Consider the following 20965-nt stretch of genomic DNA (forward strand, 5'->3'; position numbering starts at 1 on the left):
CGCCTCCTGAGACTCGGCAGGAGGTGTGCCGGTACCGGACGCTCTACCTGTCCTGGTCCCGGCTGGCCGGGGTGTCCGACGGCCGGGGGAGCCCGTACTCCCGAGCGATCAGCTCGAGGCTGGCGACCCGCTCGTCGCCCGCATGGGTGTGGGCGATCAGCATGAGCTCGTCGGCACCCGTGGCGGCGGCGAGCCCGCGCAGGCCATCGACGACCGTCGCGGGATCCCCGACCAGCATGCCGGTGGGCATCTCCTCGACCACGGCCCGCTGCGGGTGCCTGGCCGCCTCCTCCGGCGTGGGGACCGGCTGCAGGCGGCCCGTCCGGAGGAAGAAGTGGAAGAAGCGGCCCGGCAGGGACGACCGCTCCGCTTCCTCTGGCGTCTCGGCGGCCAGCACGTCGGCGGTCACGATGGCGTGCGGCCGGTCGAGCAGGCGGGACGGCCGGAAGGACGACCGGTACAGGCGGACGGCCGCCTCGGTCGGACCACCGAAGTGGTGCGCGAAGGCGAAGGGCAGGCCGAGCGCGCCAGCGAGCTGGGCGCTGTGACCGCTGGAGCCCAGGAGGGCCACCTGTGGCGCCGAGCGGGGGGCGGGTGTGGCGCGCACGTGGTCGGCGATGCCGCCGTCGACCCGCGCGTCCCCCAGCAGGGCCAGGATGTCGAGCACCCCCCGCCCGGTGTCCTGCTCGGCCGGTGCGCCGTGGCGCAGCGCGCCGGCCGCGACGGCGTCGGTGCCGGTCCCCCGGCCCAGGCCCAGGTCGATGCGGCCCGGGTGCAGGGCCTCCAGGAGCGCGAACTGCTCGGCGACGGCGAGGGGCGAGTGGTTGGGCAGCAGCACGCCGCCCGATCCGACCCGGATGTGTTGCGTCGCCGCGGCCAGATGACCGATGAGCACCGCCGGGGTGGTGCTCGCGACGGCGGCGTTGTTGTGGTGCTCGGCGACCCAGATGCGGGTGTACCCCTCCCGATCCGCGGCCCGGGCGACGCGCGTCGTGGCAGCGAGCGCATCTGCCGTGGAGGCGCCGGCACCGACGATGGCGAGTTCGAGGACGGACAACGGAACGCTCGCAGACACGGTCAGAAGGTAACCTGTGTTGCTCCCGTATGACTGATCGGGCTGGTGTCCGACCATGGGCCACGCCGTCCGAGTGAACAGGAGGGCGCATGGCGCTCGACGGGGGGACGCGCTGGGCAGACGTCCCTAGCAAGGCCCTCGAGGACGACCGTGCCGCCCTACGAGGTCGGCGTGGTGGTCGTCGTCATGCGCCGCCGGTACCCCGTCCCGCGCTGCGGGAGCGCCGGTCTCCCTCGGTGCACAGGGTCGAGCTCGACCAGCCCGAGGCCGGGCCGGCGCCGGTCCGAGCCCGACCGCCGCGGGCATCCGCCCGCCGGCCCCGCACGCCGCTCACGAGGCGGACGACAGGAGGACAGTTGGACGAGTTCGAGGGGCGGGTCGCCTTCATCACCGGAGCGGCCGGCGGGATCGGCCTGGCGACGGCGACCGTGCTCGGCGCGGCCGGCATGCGGGTCGTGGTCACCGACATGCGCGCCGAGGACCTGGCCGAGGCCAGGGGACGACTGGACGCGAAGGGCGCGACGTCTCACCACTACATCGAGCTGGACGTGACCGACCGTGAGGCGTGGTCGCGTGCCGCCGAGGAGACCGAGCGGGTCTTCGGACCGGTCCACCTCCTCGTCAACAACCCTGGGGTCGGCATGGTGGGCCGAGTCTCCAGTGCCGGTCACGCCGACTGGGACCGGTCGCTCGCGGTCGAACTGGGTGGGGTGATCAACGGTGTGCAGACGTTCCTCGGCCGGATGCTGGCGCACGGCGAGGGCGGGCACATCGTGAACGTGTCCTCGTTGGCCGGGCTCACCCCGCACGGCTTCTCCGGGATCTCTTCCGTGGCCGCGGCTGCGGTGTTCGGGCTGACCGAGTCCCTGCGGACCGAGCTCGCCGGCTCCGGCATCGGCGTGTCGGTGGTCTGCCCCGGCCTGACGAGCACCGACACCTGGGGCACCCGGCCGCCGATGCCGGCGGACTCGCCGCCGGACCTGCCTCCCTGCCTGGGCCTGGAGATCGGGATGGACCCGGTGGAGCTCGCCGAGCGGCTGCTGGCCGGCATCCGGCGCAACGACCTCTACGTGCTGCCCCACGCCGAGTTCCGCCAGGAGATCGTCGGCAGCTTCGCGCCGCTCCTCGCCGCCTGCGACGCCGCGCCGGAACCGGGCGGCGCCGGCGGCAGGCCGCCGGGGGAGGAGTCCGGCTGGGTCTACACGCCGGAGGGGCGGACGGGAACGACGTCGGGTCGGCGTTGACGGGCGACGTCATGGGCGGACCGCTTGCGTCACGGGGGCGGGGACCTGGCCCGGGATCGCCCGGGCGCCGGTGGCGGCCGGAGGGGTCCTCCCGACAGCCAGGAGGACCGATCGACCGGGGCGGCCTGCCCATCCGGCTCGACGTGTCCGACCGCGCGCGGCGGGGGAGCAGGCGCCCGACGGACCCCCGAGGTGGGCCGCTGGGCCCGGGACGCGCTCGTGACGACCGGTCGCAGCTCGCTCCGACCGGCGGACCGGAGCCGAGATCCGGGCGGAGGGGGCTCACCCGCCCCGCTCGCCGGCAGAGGGACGGTCAGCGCCCCTTCCGTCAGTGACGGAAGGGGCGCTGACCGGTCCCGAACGCGTCCGCCGACCGACCCTCCGCGGTTCGGCGCGGTTCAGGCGCGGCGGAGTGATGCGGTGGCCCGGGCCGCCCCGGCCAGCAGCCGGTCGAGGCAGGTGCGCAGGCGCTCGGGGGACTCCGATCCCTGGAAGCCGATGAGGCGCAGCACCATGACGACGCGGCCGTCCGCGTCGTGGACCGGCGCGGCGAGCGAGGTCACGTCCGTGAGGTGCTCGATCGGCGCACGCAGACCGGACTCCGGCAGCTTGGCGGTCAAGCCGCGCAGGATGGCTCCCGCGTCGTCCGCGTCATCGGCGTCACCGAAGAGGCGCTCGAACCGGTCTGCCGTCGCCCGGTCGGTGGTCACCTCGTAGCCGAGTTCGCGGATGGCGTCCAGTTCTCTCGCCGCGAGGTCCATCGACTCGCCCCCGGACAGCCGGCGTCCGCGCTGCAGCCACGTCTCCCGCTCCGCCTCGGTCGCCCAGGCGACGTACAGCGGACCGAACGGTGCGGCGAGCGGGAACGTCGACCCGAGCCTCGTCGCGCTGCCACCGGGGGCCCGCCCGATACCGGCCGTCGCGAGGACGACCTCCGATTCCTCGACCAGGGCGCCGACGAGGCACTCCAGCTCGAGGTCGCGGGACAGCTGCTCGGCCTCCGTCCGCACGAGATCGGCCAGCCGCAGCTGGGCGCCCAGTTCCGGCGCCTCGACCTGGATGGAGGGCAGGAGCGGGGCTCCGTAGCCGCCGCGCAGGAAGAGCAGCGGAAGGGCGGCGTTCTCGGCCACGCCCAGGTCCCGGACCCGGCCCAGCACCATGTCGTGGTCCCCGGCGGGCAGGACGGACTCGATGTCGCAGTCGATCCACAGCACCGCGTCGGTCAGCCGCGGACTCCCGGAGCCGGCGTCCTCCGTGCAGTGCGCGGTGAAGCGGTCGTCCTCCCTGCGGGCGAAGGCTCGGCAGACGTTCTCCTGGTCCGAGCTGAGGACGTTCACGCAGAAGGAGCCTGCCTCACGGATCCGGGCCCCTGACCAGCTCGACCGGTCGGGGAGGAACCCCACCAAGGGCGGGTCCAGGGACACCGACGTGAAGGTGCCCACCACCATCGCCACGGGCGAGCCATCCGCCTCGCGCGCGGTGACGACGGCGACGCCGGTCGGATAGTGACCGAGCGCCCGGCGGAAGTCCGCTGCTGCGATGGTCGGGGCCTCGCTGGTGTCCGGCATCTCAGTTCCTTCCCCTCGGACCTCCGCGCCGTCGCGGAGATCAGTCCTCGACCCGGAAGCCGAGCTTCAGCGTCACCTGGAAGTGCGCCACGTCGCCGTCGACGACGTGCCCGCGGATCTCCTGCGTCTCGAACCACTCGACGTGGCGGACGGCCTGCGCCGCCCGGCGGACCGCGGCGCGGATCGCGTCGTCGACGCTCGTCTCGCTGCTGCCGACGACCTCGGTGATGCGGTAGACGTGGTCGGTCACGGTGTGTGCTCCTGGGAGATCGTGGCCGGTCGACCGCCGCGAGGCGACGGCGCCGGCAACACGGCGCGGAGGGAGCCGTGGTCTCCAGCGGCTCGCCCTCAAGCTATCACTCTGACAATAGCCAGGGAAGTCATCTGTCAGCCTGCTTACGGATTGCTTGGTGACGCAACCCTCCGACTCTGCCTCGGTAGAGGGAGGAACGGTTCCCGGTCGGGCGGTAGTGTTACGTCGTGGCCTTTGAAGTCGAACCGGTCCTGCGTCCGCGCGAGCAGGTCGAGAAGCAGTTGCGCAGCGCGATCGTCTCCTCGACGTTCAAGCGTGGCGAGCGCCTGCCCAGTGAGGCGGAGCTGGCCAAGACCTTCCAGGTGAGTCGGGCCACCATCCGGGAAGCGTTGCGCGCGCTGGCCTCCGAAGGGCTGATCTCCAAGCACGCCGGCCCGGCCGGAGGCAGCTTCGTCGAGACCGTCGACCACGAGTCGCTGCGCGGGGTGTTGTCCGGCTCCCTGGAGACCATCCTCAGTCTGGGCAGGATCACGTTCGCCGAGGTCATGGCCGTGCGCCAGATGCTCGAGATCCCCGCTGCCCGGCTCGCCGCCGAGAACCGCACGGACGAGCAGCTCGCCGAGCTCCAGCGGCTGATCGAGCGGCAGCAGGACCTGCAGGGACAGGGGGCCTTCGAGACGCAGGACCCGGAGATCTTCGAGCTGGGCACCAGCATCTACAGCCTCGTCGCCGCCGCCAGTGGCAACCGGGTGCTGGCGTCCTTCGTGGCCGCGCTCGGGCAGGTCACCCGGCCGATCTTCCAGCGTGAGTTGCGCCCGGAGGACGCCAGCGGGACGACCGAGCGCACCCGGGCACTCATCTCCGCCATCGCCGCGCAGGACCCGGACGCGGCGGAACGGTCGATGGCCGCACAGCTGGACCTGAGCCAGTTCGACGCCGAGGTGCTCGGCGAGGTGGCGACCCCCGCCCGCGGGGTCGCCTGACCGGATCGTCCGGCGCGCGGGCGCCCGGCGCCCGCAGGGGTCAGTCCCCGGCGCCGACGCCTCGTCGGTTCGGCAGCACCAGGACCTTCGGGTCCGCCTGAGCAGCCGCGTGCTGCAGGGCCGCGACCCCGTCCGCCAGGTCGAACCGCGCACTCACGATGGGGCGCAGGTCCAGGCGGCCGGCCGCGTGCAGGTCGATGAGGGCGTCGAACGTGCCCAGGTGACCCATCATCCCGACCACGACAGCGGCGCGGGACATGTACGCCATCGTCCGCGTGGGCACCGGGTCGCCGCCGACGCCGAGGAGGACCACCTTCGCGCCGATGGCGAGCGAGGCCTCGATCTGCGGGGCGACGGCGTCGCCCGCGCCGGACGCCTCGACCACCATGTCCGCACCGGCGCCGGCGGTGGCGTCCTGGACCACCTCGCCGATACCCGTGCCGGCGGCCGCCAGTTCGGTGACGTCGTGGACGGCGTCCGCGCCGAGGGCGCGAGCGGCGGCGCAGCGCCGCGCCACCGGGTCGAAGGCGAGGACGCGCGCGGCGCCGGCGCAGCGAGCCAGCGCGACCGCCGCCAGGCCGATGGGGCCGCAGCCCACGACGACCACCGTCGCGCCGGGGAGGAAGCCGCCGGCCCGCAGGAACATGCCGGCATAGGCGATCCCGGCCGGCTCGCACAGGGCACCGATCTCGTAGGCCGACTGCTCCTCCACGAGGTCGCGCAGCGGAGCCAGTGACCGGGCGTGGCGCTCGGGGGCCACGGCGAGCTCGGCCATCCCGCCGTCGATGCTGAAGCCGCTGAACGTGCCCTCCAGGCACTGGTTCACCATGCCGCGCCGGCAGGCGGCGCACCGGCCGCAGTACCGGAGCGTCTCCACCGCGACTGCGTCTCCGGGCCGCAGGGACCGGACCTCCGGACCCACCGCGACCACCTCACCGGCGAACTCGTGTCCGGGCACGAGCGGCAGCCGCATGCGGTAGGGCAGGACGACGTAGCCGTCCGGGTCGGTGCGGACCATCCGCAGGGTGGAGACAGCGACGCCCACCGCGCGGGACCGGATGATCACGTCGTCCGGAGCGGAGATCACCGGGTCGGGGTGCTCGGTCACCGACCACCGCGGGTGCTGCCAGGCCAGCCGGGCATCCCGCGCCCACCGGCCACTCAGCTCCGCCTCGCTGAGTCCGGCGTCGGGCCGGGGATTCCAGTCGGCGTCGACGACCAGAGCGCGCACGGGGACCTCCTCTCCTCCGGCCCGGTATGGGGCCGGACGCGACTGCGGACCCCGGCGGGAGTGCCGGGGTCCGCGGTACGCGGTCAGCTCAGCCGGCGACCAGGGCGCTCGACGGCTGCTCGATCCACTCCACTGCGGGGTCCTCCTGCACGACGCGGTTCTCCAGCGCGCCGATGCCGTCGACCTCGACGCGGACGACGTCGCCAGGAACCAGGTAGCGGTCCTCCATGACGCCCACGCCGCCGGGCGTCCCGGTCGCCACGATGTCGCCGGGCTCGAGGGTCATGGCCGAGGAGAGGATCTCGACGAGCTTGTAGCAGTCGAAGATCAGGTTCGCCGTGTTGGACTCCTGGCGGACCACGCCGTTGACGATCGTGCGCAGGCCGAGCGTGTGCGGGTCGATCTCGTCCGGGGTCACCAGCCAGGGCCCCATGACGCCGTGCCCGTCGAAGGACTTGCCGAGCACCCACTGGCCGGTACGCATCTGGTAGTCGCGCACGCTGTAGTCGTTGACGACGGTGAAGCCGGCGATCACCGAGGCGGCGTTCTCGGCCGACACGTGCCGGCACCGGCGGCCGATGACGAAGCCGAGCTCGGCCTCGTAGTCCAGCCGGTCGGACACCACCGGGCGCTGGACGTCGTCGTACGGCCCGGCGAGGGTGTTGTTCCACTTGGCGAAGACGGTGGGGAACGTCGGCATCTCCTTGCCGGTCTCGCGCACGTGCTCGACGTAGTTCATGCCGATCGCGATGAACTTCGAGGGGTCGCCGACGGGGGCCAGGAGGGTCACGTCGGACAGCGGCCGCCGGCCCGCGCCCGACTCGATGGCGGCGCGGACCCCGTCGAGGCCTGCCTCGCCGGCGGCCAGCAGCTCCCTCATGCTCCGGGGGAGCTGGGGGGCCGTGGAGCCGAGGTCCACGACCTCGTCGCCCACGACGGCCACGACGGCCGCCCCGGCCTCGGTGCTGATCGACGCCAACCTCATCCGCTCACTCCGATCTCGTGTGCGGCCCAGCTGTCACTGTGGCCGACGGAAAAACGACTAAATGTCTGACTTCGGCTGAGTGGGCCGAAAGGTGACGATAGACCGAAGGCGGACGGCTTCGCTAGCGTGCCTCCCGCGTCGCCGAGTCGTGCGTCGTACCGCTGGACGCGACACCTCTGGACGCGACGCCTCTGGGCGCGACGCCTCTGGACGCGACGGGGTGAGCGCGACCCGGCCGCCCGGCCGACGGAGAGGATCGACATGCCCACGATGGTCGTGCTGGGAGCCCGCAACCTGGGCGGCGTCATCCTGGACCACTACCTGGCCGCCGGCTGGCAGGCCGCGGCCGTCGTCCGCAGTGCGGACACCCTCGAGCAGGTGCGCTCCCGCGGCGCGGTCGGCCTGGAGGCCGACGCCACCGATCCGGGGCAGCTGCGCGCGGCGCTCGAGGAGGTCCAGCAGTGCTTGGGCAGGATCGATCTGATCGTGAACGCCACCAGTGTCGGCCGTCCCGTACCCGGGGAGCAGTACGGCGGCGGACCGGTCGGCGAGGCGGGCCCCGATTCGTGGGATCGCTGGGGAGGGGCGGTGGCGAAGATGGCGGTCGTGTTCCTCGCCGAGGGGGCGCGGGCGTTACGGGCCGGCGGCGGGGGAGGAGCGCTGGTGCAGATCGGCAACGGGCTCGCCCGCCGCCCCCGCAGCGGCGAGGGGCTGTGGGCCGGCGGTCAGCAGGCCGCCCGCGCTCTGGTCCACGCTGCAGCCGAGGAGCTGCGACCCGAGGGGATCCAGGTGTCACTCGTCGTCGTCGACGCGCCGATCCGGTCACCCAAGCTGATGGCCATGCTGGCGGCCGGAGGGCCGGGTCCCCGGCCGGCGGACGACGCCCTCGCCGACATGGGCGCGATCGCCGAGGCGGTGGCGTTCGCGGCCGGCCGTGACGCCGGTGGACTCTGCTACGAGCTGGTCGTGTCCACCGCCGGCCAGCCGTGGGTGCCGTAACGGTCTGACAAATGCCAGACGAATCTGAAGTCAGGCCCAAGACTGCTTGACGTAAGCCAGGTCACTTCGTAGCGTGGGCACATCTGATCCACCCGTCCACAGTCGGCAGATGCCTCAACGGCTCGCGACGACAGCCCGGGCCAGTGGGTTTCCCCTGACCGCAGGAACGACGGCGGGGACGGGAACCTGGTCCGGCAAGCGAAGAGAAAGGCCTTCCGTTGGGTGCAACCGTGGTAGCGCAGCAGGAGGAGTTCGACGCCAGGACCGACCGGCTGATCGAACAGGCACGGGAGCTGGCACCGAAGCTGCGCGTCCGCGCGCTGGAAGCCGAGACCCTTCGGCGCCAGCCGGACGAGACCATCCGCGATGCCGAGGTGTTCATGGACGCGCTCGTGCCGAAGAAGTGGGGCGGCCAGGGGCTCGGCCTCCGCGCCCTGGCCGAGGTCTCGCGCGAGCTGGCCAAGGGTGACGTGTCCGCGGCCTGGGCGCTGGCCTTCCTGATGGAGCACAGCTGGATGGCCGCGCACCTGCCGTGGGAGGCGCAGGAGGAGATCTTCGCCGACCGGTCGTACATCCTGGCCGCCGCTCCGCTGACCCCCTCAGGGCACGGCCGGCGGGTCGAGGGCGGCTTCCGGGTGTCGGGCACGTTCCGCTACGCGTCCGGCGTCATGAACGCCGACTGGAGCTTCGTCGTCGCCCCGGTGAAGGAGGGCGACGAGATCGTCCCGATCGCCTGCTTGCTGCCACTGTCGGACCTGACCGTGAACGACGACTGGTTCATGTCCGGGATGGCCGCCACCGGCAGCGCGAGCGTCACCGCGCACGACGTCTTCGTCCCCGAGCGCCGGACCATCCCCTTCGCGGACCTGCTCTCGGTCGACCGCCACTTCGGCGTGGACCACGAGGAGTCGTTCCTGCGCTACCCGCCCTACGCCAGCCTGGGCATGATGGTCACCGCCATCGCGCTCGGCGGAGCGGAGGCGGTCCTGGACGACGTCCGGAGCCGCATGGAGACCACGCGGGCCTTCGGCGGCGCCCGCCGGATCGACCTCCCGCTGGCCCGCGTCCGCTGGGGCAGCGCCCTGGAGAAGGTGCGCTGTGCCCAGCTGCTCTACCAGCACAATCTCGAGCTGTCGATCACCCGCTGCGACGCCGGCGAGGAATGGTCGCAGGCCGACATCGGCCAGATCGAGCTCGACCAGCTCACCGTCGTGCACCTCGCCCACGAGGCGGTGGAGATCCTCACCGACGGCATGGGGTCCAGTCCGTACCGGCAGAGCGACGCGCTGCAGCGCTACCGGCGCGACCTCACGGTGATCGCGAACCATCAGCTCTTCGACTACGACCTGGTCGCCGAGCGCTCGACCCGCTTCATCCTCGGCTTCGGCACGCTCGACACCGACGCCATCAACGCTCGCGTCACGTCGCTGATGGACGCAGGAAAATCCGGAACAGGGAGTGAATTCATGAGGGCTGCTGTACTCACCGAGGTCGGCGGGGTCCCCGCCCCGGCCGCGTTCGAGGCGCCGACGGCGTCCGACGGCGAGCAGATCGGTCAGGTCATCGTCGCGGCGATGAACCCGATCGACCGGACCCTGGCCAAGGGTGGGCCCATGGGCCCCCCGAAGGTGCCGATGGTCGTCGGCCAGGAGGGCGTCGCCCGGCTGGGTGATGGCAGCAAGGTGTACTTCAGCGACGTCCGTGCCCCCTACGGCGCGATGGCCGAGCAGGTCCCGCTCGGCGGCACGGCGCGGGTCTACCCGATCCCGGACGACATCGACGAGGGCCTCGCCGTCGCGATGGGCACGGCCGGCATCACCGCGCTGACCGCGCTGCAGTGGCGGGCCCAGGTCAAGCCCGGCGAGTCGGTGCTGGTGCTCGGCGCCAGCAGCGTCGTGGGCCAGGTCGCGGCGCAGGCCGCCAAGCTGCTGGGCGCCGGGCGCGTCGTCGGCGCCGCGCGTCACGAGCCCACCCTGAAGAAGCTGCTCGATGCCGGTGCGGTCGACGACATCGTCGTCCTGGAGGGCGACTACGCCGGGGCCCTCAAGGCAGCCGCCGGTGGCCCCCCCGGCCCCATGCAGGGCTATGACGTCGTCCTCGACCCGCTGTTCGGTGGCGCCCTCGAGGGCGCTCTGCCGGCGACGAAGATGGGTGGCCGTTACGTCGTCTGCGGGCAGAACGCCGGCTTCCAGGCGGGCATCACGTATCCGCAGCTCCTCGGCCGCACCCTCTTCGGCCACGTCAAGTTCCTCGTCCCGCCGGACGTGTGGCGGTCGGCGTACGAGCAGCTGATCGGTTACGTGGCCGAGGGCAAGCTCACCGTCGACGTCGAGCGCCTGCCGCTCGAGCAGATCGGTGAGGCCTGGGAGGCCCAGGGCGCCGCTCCGCACCGCAAGCTGGTCATCGAGTTCTGACCTGCGCGTCCCGGCGCCGGCGGTCATCCGCCGGCCACCCAACAAAAGTATCGTTAAGGATCTGAGGCCCGCCCCCCCCGGCCCCGCCGCCCCCCCCCCCCCCCCCCGGGGGACCACCACCCCGTCCTCGGGGTCCAATGGCACGTCCGTGGGCGGTGCCGCCTGCATCCAGATACCGCCCGACACGGAGCGGTCGTACAGACGAAGGAGCCCGGGGTGGCCGAGGGGATGCCGGAGCAGCGGACGACGCCGCTCCTCGAGGGGCCGGTGCCCAGCGCCGAGGAGCTCGTGGCGCTGGCCCGCGAGATGAGGCCGCGCCTGGTCGAGCGGTCGGCCGACTGCGAGCGGGAGCGCCGCATCCCCCAGGAGACGCTCGACGAGCTGCACGAGGCGGGGTTCTTCCGCTACTACCTCCCCGCCTCCCAGGGCGGCCGCGGGGGTGAGCTGGCCGGCCTGCTGGACATCGCCGCCGAGCTCGCCCGCGGGTGCCCGTCGACGGCGTGGGTCTACACGATCATCAGCGAGGTGACCGCCCTGGCCGGCGTGGCCCTGCCCCCGGCCGGCATCGAGGAGATCTACGGCTCCTCCCCGCGACCGACGGCCTGCGCGGTCAACTCCCCGGGCGGGACCGCCCGGCGGGTCGAGGGCGGCTACCGGGTCACCGGCTCCTGGGGCTTCGCCAGCGGCTGCCAGCACTCGGACTGGTTCGGCGGTTTCGTGCAGGTCTCCGACGACGCCGACGAGCCCGAGCAGATCATGGTCTTCGTGCGCCTCGCCGAGGCGACGATCAAGGACACCTGGCACGTCGCCGGCCTGCGCGGCACCGGCTCGCACACCGTCGTCGTCGACGACGTCTTCGTCCCGGAGCACCGGACGTTCGGCCTGCGGGAGCGCGCCCAGCGCGAGGCCCGCTTCGTGCCCGACGCCGAGGTCGTCGACCGCATCCCCGCGGCGCCGTTCTTCAGCCTCGGTCTGATGGGCACGCTGCTCGGGATCGGCCAGGAGGTCCTGGAGCTGGTCACCGCCAACGCGCACAAGCGTGGCGTCACCTACTTCGACTTCGAGAAGCAGACCGACTCCTCGGTCGTGCTCGAGGCGATCGGCGAGGCGGCGATGCAGATCGACACCGCGTTGCTGCACGTCCGGCGCGGGGTCCACGAGCTGGACGAGACGACCCGCTTCCGCACCCTGGACTACGTGACCCGCGCCCGCTGCCGCGCCGACGCGGGGCACGCCTGCGAGAACCTGCGCCGCGCCGTCGACTCCCTCATGTCGGTGGCAGGGGCCTCCGCGTTCGCCGAGTCCAACCGGCTGCAGCGCCTCTGGCGGGACCTGACCGTGGGCAGCCGGCACGGCTACCTCGGGACACGACTGCTGTATGAGACCTACGGGCGCGCCTTCGCCGGTGTTCCGGCCAACATCACCCAGCTGGTCTGAGCCGGTCGCGGCGCGACCGGAGTCGTCCGGTCCCAGCCTGCAGACAGCCGTTTCCACGACGAGGGATCGGAACGTCACGACATGTCTGAACTCCTAGCCTTCGCCCTCACCGGGCTCGGCGCAGGCGCGCTCTTCGCCTGCCTGGCCATGGGCGTGGTGCTCAACTACCGCGGCTGCGGTGCGGTCAACCTCAGCCTGGGCGCGGTCGCCATGGCGGGCGCCTTCATCTTCTACGAGCTGAAGCGCAACGCCGAGTGGCCGGTGTTCCCCGCGCTGGTCGTGACCCTCGTGGTCTGCGGGGGCGCGGGTGCGCTCTTCGACTGGGTGGCGTTCCGGCGTCTGCGCGACGCCCCGGCCATCAGCAAGCTGATCGTGACGCTGGGGCTCCTGCTCGCCCTCCAGGCGGCGGTCGTCGAGATCTACGGGTCGACCGCGCTCGCCGCCCCCTCGATCCTGCCGCACACCCCGTCCGACTCGGTCGACGTCGCCGGGATCCCCATCCCGATCAACCGGTTCATCCTGGCCGCGTTCACCGTCGTCGTCGCCGCGGCCCTCGTCACCGTGTACCGCTGGACGCGTTTCGGACTGGCCACCCGGGCCGCTGCGGAGAACGAGCGCGCGGCGGTGCTGGCCGGCTACTCCACGAACCGGCTCTCTTTGATCAACACGACCGGGGCCTTCACCCTGGCCGGCGCCATCGGCGTCCTGGTCGCACCGATCACGCAGCTGGACTCGAGCACCCTCGTCCTGGCCATCGTCCCCGCGCTCGCGGCCGCGCTGGTCGCCGGCTTCACCTCGTTCGGGATCGCCGCCGCGGCCGGGCTGGCGATGGGGATCATCGAGGCGGTCATCCTCTACCTGCAGACGATGGACTGGTTCCCCACCTCCAACGGCGCGCCCGTCCAGGGGATCACCGACGTGTTCTACCTCCTCGTCATCGTCGTCATGCTCATCTGGCGCGGCGCGGGCCTGCCCGAGCGCGGGGCGCTCGTCGCGGAGCGGATGCCGCGTGCGCCGGCCCCCGTACGCCTGGCGCGTCCGGCGATCCTGCTCTCCCTCCTCGTCGTCCTCCTGCTGGTCGTCACCTCCGGCGGCATGCGGCAGGCGGTCATCACGTCGCTGATCGCCTTCGTCGCCTGCCTGCCCTTCGTCGTCCTCGTCGGCTACGTGGGGCAGTTGTCGCTGGCGCAGTTGGCCTTCGCCGGGATCGCGGGCCTGGTCACCTCGCGGATGGCCGATGAGTGGGGGATCGGCTTCCCGCTGGGGCCGCTCATCGCCATCGCCGTGGCGACCGTGTTCGGGACACTGCTCGCCATCCCGGCGCTGCGGGTCCGGGGGGTGCACCTCGCGATCGTGACGATCGCGGCGGCCGTCGCCATCGCCAACTTCGGCTTCGGCAACGAGGCCTGGGGTGCCCGGCTCAACGGCGACCCGGTCGACTCCCCGCACGTCTTCGGGGTGGACTTCGGCACCTCCGGCCGTTTCTGGCTCGCCGACGGCTCGCTCCCGAGCCCGATGTTCGGATTCCTCTGCCTCGCCGTCGCCCTGGTCCTGGGTCTGCTGGTGGTCAACCTGCGGCGCGGCCACCTCGGGCGCTGGATGCTCGCGGTCCGGGGGAACGAGAGGGCCGCGGCCGCGACCGGGCTCAGCGTCCGCAACGTCAAGCTGGTGGCCTTCGCGATCTCAGCGATGCTGGCCGGGTTCGCCGGCGTCCTCTACGCCTACAACTTCGGCGCCGTCTCCTCCGCGCGGTACGAACTGGTGGGGGCGCTGAGCTTCCTGGCGTTCGCGTACATCGCCGGCATCGGCAGCGTCGGGGCGGCCGTGGTCGCCGGGGTCATGGCGGTGGACGGCGTGGTCATCCACCTCACCAAGGACGCCATCGCCCTGTCGAGTCAGTGGTGGCTGATCCTGGGTGGGCTGATGCTGATCTTCATCGTCACCAAGCACCCCGACGGGATCGTCAACACACCGGGCGCCGAACCACCGCCGCCCTTCAACTACATCGACCGGGGCGTGCGCCGGTTGATCCGGCGGGTCCGCGCCACGCGGTCCGCCAGGCAGGCGCCGGAGGTCCCGGCCGAGCCTGCGGTCACGGTCTCGAAGGTCTCGGGAGGGGCGGCAGTCCGATGAGCGTGCTGCGGGTCGAGGGGCTCTCCGTCCGCTACGGCGGCGTCCAAGCCCTCCGGGAAGTGGAACTCGAGGTCGGTCCCGGCAAGCTGGTGGGGCTCATCGGCCCCAATGGCGCGGGCAAGACCACCTTCATCGACGCGGTCACCGGCTTCGCGCGGAGCACCGGCCGCGTGCACGTCAACGGCCGCGACGTCTCGTCCTTGCGCCCGCACCAGCGAGCCAAGGCCGGGCTGGCCCGGACCTTCCAAGCCGGGGAGCTGTTCGGCGACCTCACCGTCCGCGAGAACGTGGCCGCCTCGGCGCGGCTGCCCGTCGGGAAGCTCCTGCGGGAGCTGGTCACCGGTCGCCCGGCGGACGACGCCGTGGTCGGCCGGGTGCTCGACGACCTCGGGATCGAGGGCCTCGCCGACGCGATGCCGGAATCGCTCACCCAGGCGCAGCGCAAGCTCGTCGGTGTCGGCCGGGCGCTCGCGGCCTCACCGCAGCTGGTGCTGCTCGACGAGCCCGCGGCAGGGCTGGACACGTCCGAGAGCCAGGAGCTGGGCCAGCGGCTGCGGGCGCTGGTGGACGCCGGGCACTCGATGCTGCTCGTCGACCACGACATGGGGCTCGTGCTGTCGGTCTGCGACGAGATCGTCGTGCTGGACTTCGGCGCGGTGATCGCCCGCGGCCGTCCCGCCGACATCGAGGCCGACCCCAAGGTGCGCGAGGCATACCTCGGGGCCGACGTGGAGGAGCGCATCGACGAGGTGGAGCGGCAGACCGAGTACCTGCTCAGCGACGGGCTCCTGAGTGGTCCGGGCGGTGAGCACGACGGCCCCGGGACGCAGCAGGCGGTGCCGGCGGCAGCTCCGCCCGGCGCCCTGCCCGCTCCGGTCCTCGAGCTCGACGGCCTGTCGGCGGGCTACAACGGAACACCCGTCGTCCGCGGTCTGGACCTCGCGGTGCGCCCCGGGGAGGTGCTGGCCCTCCTGGGCCCCAACGGAGCCGGGAAGACGACGACGCTGCGCGCGGTGTCGCGGCTGATCGACCCGCTGGGTGGAGTGGTGCGCTTCGCCGGCAGCGACCTCGCCGGCGTCGGTCCGCACCGGCTCGCGCGGCGTGGGCTGGTGCACGTGCCCGAGGACCGCGGCATCTTCTTCGGGCTGACGGTGGCCGAGCACTTCAAGGCCGCGCCCGGCGGCCCGCTCGACATCGGCGTCGCCCTCGACTACTTCCCGGAGCTGGGAAATCTCCGGGAACGCCGGGCCGGACTCCTCTCCGGTGGTGAGCAGCAGATGCTCGCGCTGGCCCTCGCCCTCGGCCGGAAGCCCCGCATGCTGCTGCTCGACGAGCTCAGCATGGGTCTCGCGCCGGTCATCGTGCAGCGGATGCTGCCCGTTGTCCGCCGCTACGCCCTCGAGGCGCCTGCCGGTGTGCTGCTGGTCGAGCAGCACGTCCCGCTGGCGCTCGAGGTCGCCGACCGTGCCGCCGTGCTCGTGCACGGGTCTCTGGTCCTCGAACGACCCGCGGCCGAGCTGCGCAAGGACGAGCAGCTGCTCATGGCCAGCTACCTCGGCGAGAGCGAGTTCCAGGCCGAGGCCGACTCGTACGCCTGAGGGTCACGCGTCCCCGACCCTCGCCAGTCCTACCGCTGCCGGTCGCCACTCGGGCGGCCGGCCATGCGGCGTGTGCTCAGGGTGGGGCGGGCGGGAACCCCGCCCCCCCCGCTGTCGTCCGCGTCACAGTTGTTCCTTGACCCGAGGCGCGCCAGGCACTAGGAACTGTCAGACAAGAGCGCGGTTGACTGTTTTAGAGCGACTAGTCATGACGCGCATCACCCAGATCGCAACTCCGGAAGGCAGCGTGCATGAACGCGAATCGGCGGATCCCCCTCGGGGCGGCCTTGGCGCTGACGGTGTCCCTGGCCGCGTGCGGCGGTGGCGATGACGACACGTCATCGGCGCAGCCGAGCGTCGACGCGGACTTCGGCGTGGCCGTCGACTACATCGGCGGCAGCGCGGGTGCGGCGGACGACTCGCTGGACCCGCTCACCATCGGCTGGATCAACGAGCAGGGCGGCTCGGGCTCCAAGCCTGAGGCGACCGCCGGCCTGGAAGCCGCGGTCCAGCTGGTCAACGAGGAGCTCGGCGGCATCGACGGGCACCCGTTGGAGGTCGTCACCTGCTTCGTCACCAGCGAGGAGGAGGCCCAGCAGTGCGCCCAGCAGATGTACAACGACGCGAGCGTCTCCATGGTGCTCACGGGCGGGGCCGCGACGGGCGCCGGGGCGATCCACAGCATCCTCGCGCCCAGCAAGCCGATCCTGGGCAGCCAGGCATCCTCGCCGGCTGACCTGTCGGCGGAGAACGCCCACTACCTCGGCGCCGGCCCGTTCGGGCAGGCGCCGCTGGCCAAGTACATCATCGACGAGCTGGGCGCCAAGTCGGTCGCGGTGATCGGCCCGGCCTTCCAGGGGACGACCGTCACGCTGCAGCAGATCGAGGCCCTGGCCTCGGAGGCCGGCGTGACCGTCACCTCGGGGACCTATCCGCAGGGCTCGGCCGACGTCTCCTCCGCGGTGCTCGCCTCGGACGCGCGGCAGGCCGACGCCGTTCTCGTGATCGAGCCGAGCAGCAGCGGCTGCACGGCGGTCGCCAATGCGATCACGCAGTACGCGATCACGGCGCCCGTGGTGTCGCTGTCCTCCTGTGCCGACCAGGCGACGGTGGGCGAGGCGCTCGGGGACCTCCCGCAGTGGACCTACCCGCTGTCCACGCTGGTGCCGTCCACGACGGTGGAGGACGAGTCCGGCGAGGTCGCGGTGTTCCTCGACGCGATGCAGACCTACCAGCCCGATGCCAACACCTTCGGCCTCGCGCCGATCAGCTTCGCGTCCGGCATGTACGCGGCCAAGCTGCTCACCGAGGTCGGCGCCGACGCGGTGACGCCCGAGGCCCTGTCCGCCGCCATCGGCGCGAGCACCGGGCCGGTGTTCATGTCGGTCCCCGAGCTGGCGTTCGGCCAGCCCCCGCTCACGACGGTGGGTTCCACGGCGCTGCGCTTCTACTCCTACGAGGGTGACGGTTCCTGGTCGGCTGCGTCCGACGACTGGATCTCCTGACCCTCGCGGTCTCGAACCGTCCGGGCGGCGCCTCAGCAACGGGGCGCCGCCCGGTGACGCGCCGGCCGCCGAGCCGGTGCGTGGGACCGGCAGGACCGCGGACGTGTCTGCGGCGCACATGGAGGAGTCACGGCATGGCCCGCACGGGAATCGAACGCGCTCTGGGGGGCCCGCACCGTCGAGCCACCCGCGTCGACAGGGCGATCCAGGAGGTCCGTGCGGGCCGCATGGTCGTCATCTGCGAGGGCGAGGACCGGGACAGCCGAGGTCACCTCGTCGCCCTCGCCGACCTGGTGACGCCGGTGGTCGTGAACTTCATGGCCCGGGAGGGGCGCGGCCTCGTCTGCCTGGCGATGACCTCCCGGCGCAGCGACGCGATGTGCCTCGACCTGGCGGCCCCCGACGATCGCAGGCCTCACGGCCCGGGCGTCGGCGTCTCGATCGACGCACGCTCCGGCATCACGACGGGCATGAGTGCTGCGGATCGGGCTCGCACCATCCGGGTGGCAGTCCACCCGGCCAGCGCGCCGAGTGACCTGGTGCGGCCAGGGCATGTCTTCCCGCTGCTCGCGGCGGACGGCGGGGTGCTCGTGCGCCCCGGGCCGACGGAGGCGGCCGTCGACCTCGCACGGCTGGCCGGCGCCGTCCCCGCGAGTGTGACCTGTGCCGTCCTGAACGACGACGGGAGCATGGCGCGCCGGGCGGACCTGGCCGCGTACTGCGGTCGTCATGGCCTCGAGATGATCACCGTGGCGGACCTGGTCGCCCATCGCCGCCGGAACGACGAGCTGGTGCAGCGGATCGTGTCGACGGCCCTCCCGACCAGCGCCGGCGGTTTCACGGCGGTGGGCTACCGGTCCGTCATCGACGGCGGACAGCACCTGGCCCTGGTCAAGGGGCAGGTTTCCGGCGGGAGCGCCGTGCTCGTGCGCGTGCACAAGCCGTGCCTCACCGGCGACGTCTTCCACTCCCTGCGGTGCGACTGCCGCGAGCAGCTCGACTCCTCGATGTCCCACATCGAGCAGGAGGGCGCGGGCGTGGTCATCCACGTGGCGCCGGAGGGCCGGAGCGGGGGGATCCTCGACCAGCTCCGCGCCTACGGGGAGCAGGGGCATCCTGCTCCCGCTGGCCGGCCCGACCCGGACTGGCCGATGGACGAGCGAGGCCTCGCCATCGCGGCGCGCATCCTCGACGATCTCGGCGTCTCGTCGGTCCGGCTCCTGACCGACGACCCGGAGCAGGCCCATGTGCTGGAAGACCACGGGGTCACGGTGAGCCGGGGGCGGTCAGCTCTCGCTGGTGCGCCGGACCGGCTCGGGGGAGCCGGCAGACCCGGGAAGGGCGGGCGCGACCGGTGAGGACGGGCTCGCCGCTCCGCCACGCTGGGCTCCGGAAGGGGCGGCGAGCCCGTCGCCCCTGGTCACGGACCTGCGACCGGGGGGGCCTCCGACGAGGTGCCGATGGAGACGGCGGCCAGCACCGCCGGCTCGGACGTCGGGTTGTGCCACGCATGCCAGGTGCCGTTCTGCACGACGACGTCGCCTGTGTGGACGAGTGTCGGTTCGCCGGTCTCGAGCTCCAGTACGAGCTCGCCGCGCAGCACGATGGCGTAGTCGATCGTGTCGGTGCGGTGGAAGCCCGGGCGGTCGGGGTCGAAGCGATCGGCGAGACCGGGCAGGTGCTCCTCCTGCTCGGGCCCGGCGGCCGCCGGGTCGACGGCCGCCATGACCGAGGACGGCGGGAACTGCACGATCGTCAGTCCGGAGCCCCCGGGCCCCGGCATGAGCGACGCCGTGGTCGCGGCCACGTCCTCGGGGATGCCGGTGGGGATGGCGGTGTCGACCGCCGCCCAGGCCAGGGTGTTGCTGAAGCCGGGGATGTGCACGAAGTCGTGGGTGCGGGGTGCAGGACCGTCGTACGCGACACACCCCCGCCCCTCGACGTCGTAGCCGGTCACGATCCGCCGTACGTCCATCGCGCGCTCCTCTCCTCACGACCGTCGCGGGACACCGTCGTCGGCACGTCCTCGCCGTCGCGGTGACACAAGACCGTCAGCCGGGTCAGCTTTATGTCTGATGGTAGCCAGAGGGTTCGTTGTAGGGAGGTGCAGGCGCCGCGGGTGCAGCTGGGGGCCTGCTATCGAGGGCGACGGGCTCCCGAGACGGATATAGGCCCTGGTCCGGTAGAGCCCTTGACCTGACAGTAAGCCAAGCTACATGCTGTATGACAATACTCTCTCGCTGGCGGCGCGTCCGTCCGCGCGCCGAGCCGCCATGAATGCGGCGCCGCGCGCGTCCTCCGACTCCCAGGGGCACACATGTTCTCGTTGCGCACCTCGGCGACCACGGTGGTCGCCCTCGGGGCCTCTCTGGCGCTGGCCGCGTGCGGCTCCTCCGACGACGGTTCGTCCGACGGCGGCTCGAGCACCGCTGACACCGCAGCCGCCGAGGAACTGCTCGCTCCCTATCGGAGCCAGCCGAGCGACTTCCCCGTCGAGGAGCCGCTGGCCGAGGGGCCGCCGGCCGGCACCACCATCGCCTACCTGCAGTGCGCCTCCACGTTCTGTGGCATCTTCGCCGACCAGCTGCAGGCTGCGGCGGACGAGATGGGGGTCGAGCTCACCGTCACGAACGCGGGAGCCTCGGCCAGCGACCTCCAGACCGCCATGGACAGCATCATCAGTCAGGACCCGGACGCCGTGGTCCTCCCCGGCGTCGAGCCCTCCTCGATCAACCAGCAGCTGCGGGAGTTGGAGGACCAGGGCATCCCGGTCATGTCCAACGGCCTGATCAACGCAGCCGACCACGGCATCGACATCTCCTTCAACGACGTGTCGACCATGGAGATCGTCGGTCAGGTCCTGGCGGCCTGGACAGTGGCCGAGCACGGCGGCGACGCGGACGTCGTCTTCTACACCGTGCCGGAGTTGAGCTTCAGCGGGCCGCTGGAGGATGCGTTCAACGCCGAGATGGCCGAGCTCTGCCCCGACTGTGCCGTGCGCACCGAGGAGATCCCCATCTCGGCCATCGGGAGCACCGCGCCGTCGCTGGCGGTGAGCGACCTGCAGGCGAACCCGGACACCAACGTCGCGGTGTTCGCCACGCTCGAGGGGGCCACGGGCCTGCCGGCTGCGCTGCGGACCGCCGGCCTGACCGATCTCGACGTGATCGGGTTCGGGACCACCCCGGGCAACCTGCAGGACATCGAGTCCGGTGGCCTCGCCGGGGGCCTCGCCGTGGACGCGGCGGTCAACAACTGGGCCATGGTCGACGGGGCGGTCCGCCTGATCACCGGTCAGGAGATCACCGCGGGCCAGGAGGCAGGCATCCCGCCGCTGCAGTTCGTGGAGGCCGAGGACCTGGAGGGTGACCTCTCCCAGGGGTTCGCCGTGTTCCCGGACTACCAGGAGCGCTTCGCGGACCTCTGGGCCGCCGCCTCCTGATCGCGGCGCCGGCCGCGGCCGGGGGCCCGCCGGCCCCCCGCCCCACGCACCCCCCGCCCCCCCCCCCCCGCGCGGTGACCTTTCAAGAAAAATAATGT

At 72.4% G+C, this 20965-nt stretch carries 16 protein-coding genes; 10 read left to right on the forward strand and 6 right to left on the reverse strand.

Annotation, left to right across the window (positions count from 1 at the left end; all coding sequences use genetic code 11):
• Positions 1-43 precede the first annotated feature (43 nt).
• Entirely contained in the window at positions 44-1075 is a 1032-nt protein-coding gene (locus ACI79R_RS20640; protein ID WP_456575543.1) for an LLM class flavin-dependent oxidoreductase, read from the reverse strand.
• Between the two features lie 356 nt (positions 1076-1431).
• Here ACI79R_RS20640 and ACI79R_RS20645 point away from each other — a divergent pair, with 356 nt between their 5' ends.
• Positions 1432-2319, forward strand: a complete 888-nt coding sequence (locus tag ACI79R_RS20645) for an SDR family oxidoreductase (protein WP_456575544.1) — start codon at positions 1432-1434, stop codon at positions 2317-2319.
• 398 nt (positions 2320-2717) lie between these two features.
• On the opposite strand, the gene ACI79R_RS20650 is transcribed toward ACI79R_RS20645, so the two are convergent.
• A complete protein-coding gene (locus ACI79R_RS20650; RefSeq protein WP_456575545.1) occupies positions 2718-3887 on the reverse strand; it encodes a flavin reductase in 1170 nt (389 codons plus the stop codon).
• Between the two features lie 40 nt (positions 3888-3927).
• Positions 3928-4137, reverse strand: coding sequence for a dodecin (locus tag ACI79R_RS20655; protein ID WP_456575546.1), 210 nt, complete (start codon positions 4135-4137; stop codon positions 3928-3930).
• A gap of 230 nt (positions 4138-4367) precedes the next feature.
• On the opposite strand from ACI79R_RS20655, the gene ACI79R_RS20660 reads away from it, so the two are divergent.
• Positions 4368-5123, forward strand: a complete 756-nt coding sequence (locus tag ACI79R_RS20660) for a FadR/GntR family transcriptional regulator (protein WP_456575547.1) — start codon at positions 4368-4370, stop codon at positions 5121-5123.
• Between the two features lie 40 nt (positions 5124-5163).
• On the opposite strand, the gene iolM is transcribed toward ACI79R_RS20660, so the two are convergent.
• Both iolM and ACI79R_RS20670 read right to left on the reverse strand, forming a co-directional pair.
• Positions 5164-6354, reverse strand: a complete 1191-nt coding sequence (iolM, locus tag ACI79R_RS20665) for a scyllo-inosose 3-dehydrogenase (RefSeq protein WP_456575548.1) — start codon at positions 6352-6354, stop codon at positions 5164-5166.
• A gap of 88 nt (positions 6355-6442) precedes the next feature.
• A complete protein-coding gene (locus ACI79R_RS20670) occupies positions 6443-7339 on the reverse strand; it encodes a fumarylacetoacetate hydrolase family protein (protein ID WP_456575549.1) in 897 nt (298 codons plus the stop codon).
• 261 nt (positions 7340-7600) lie between these two features.
• Here ACI79R_RS20670 and ACI79R_RS20675 point away from each other — a divergent pair, with 261 nt between their 5' ends.
• The 7 genes from ACI79R_RS20675 (at position 7601) to ribB (ending at position 18783) form a co-directional block, all read left to right on the forward strand.
• The gene (locus ACI79R_RS20675) at positions 7601-8338 is read left to right on the forward strand and encodes an SDR family NAD(P)-dependent oxidoreductase (protein WP_456575550.1); all 738 of its coding nucleotides are present in this window, start codon (positions 7601-7603) and stop codon (positions 8336-8338) included.
• A 230-nt stretch (positions 8339-8568) separates the two neighbouring features.
• Positions 8569-10752 (forward strand): zinc-binding dehydrogenase, encoded by a 2184-nt coding sequence (locus ACI79R_RS20680; protein WP_456575551.1) that lies wholly within the window; start codon positions 8569-8571, stop codon positions 10750-10752.
• A 216-nt stretch (positions 10753-10968) separates the two neighbouring features.
• A complete protein-coding gene (locus tag ACI79R_RS20685) occupies positions 10969-12189 on the forward strand; it encodes an acyl-CoA dehydrogenase family protein (RefSeq protein WP_456575552.1) in 1221 nt (406 codons plus the stop codon).
• A gap of 81 nt (positions 12190-12270) precedes the next feature.
• Positions 12271-14322 (forward strand): ABC transporter permease, encoded by a 2052-nt coding sequence (locus ACI79R_RS20690; protein ID WP_456575553.1) that lies wholly within the window; start codon positions 12271-12273, stop codon positions 14320-14322.
• Positions 14319-15920 (forward strand): ATP-binding cassette domain-containing protein, encoded by a 1602-nt coding sequence (locus ACI79R_RS20695; protein WP_456575554.1) that lies wholly within the window; start codon positions 14319-14321, stop codon positions 15918-15920. Before ACI79R_RS20690 ends, ACI79R_RS20695 begins: the two co-directional genes overlap by 4 nt.
• Before the next feature lie 374 nt (positions 15921-16294).
• Positions 16295-17425, forward strand: coding sequence for an ABC transporter substrate-binding protein (locus ACI79R_RS20700; RefSeq protein WP_456575555.1), 1131 nt, complete (start codon positions 16295-16297; stop codon positions 17423-17425).
• A 134-nt stretch (positions 17426-17559) separates the two neighbouring features.
• On the forward strand, positions 17560-18783 hold the full coding sequence (ribB, locus tag ACI79R_RS20705; protein WP_456575556.1) for a 3,4-dihydroxy-2-butanone-4-phosphate synthase: 1224 nt from the start codon (positions 17560-17562) through the stop codon (positions 18781-18783).
• Between the two features lie 62 nt (positions 18784-18845).
• Here the strand turns inward: ribB and ACI79R_RS20710 are convergent, their stop codons facing one another.
• A complete protein-coding gene (locus tag ACI79R_RS20710; RefSeq protein WP_456575557.1) occupies positions 18846-19400 on the reverse strand; it encodes a cupin domain-containing protein in 555 nt (184 codons plus the stop codon).
• Between the two features lie 342 nt (positions 19401-19742).
• On the opposite strand from ACI79R_RS20710, the gene ACI79R_RS20715 reads away from it, so the two are divergent.
• Positions 19743-20867 carry a sugar ABC transporter substrate-binding protein gene (locus tag ACI79R_RS20715; protein ID WP_456575558.1) on the forward strand — a complete coding sequence of 375 codons (1125 nt, stop codon included), beginning with the start codon at positions 19743-19745 and terminating at the stop codon, positions 20865-20867.
• The last annotated feature ends 98 nt before the right edge of the window (positions 20868-20965 follow it).

Source organism: Blastococcus sp. SYSU D00820 (assembly GCF_054050695.1).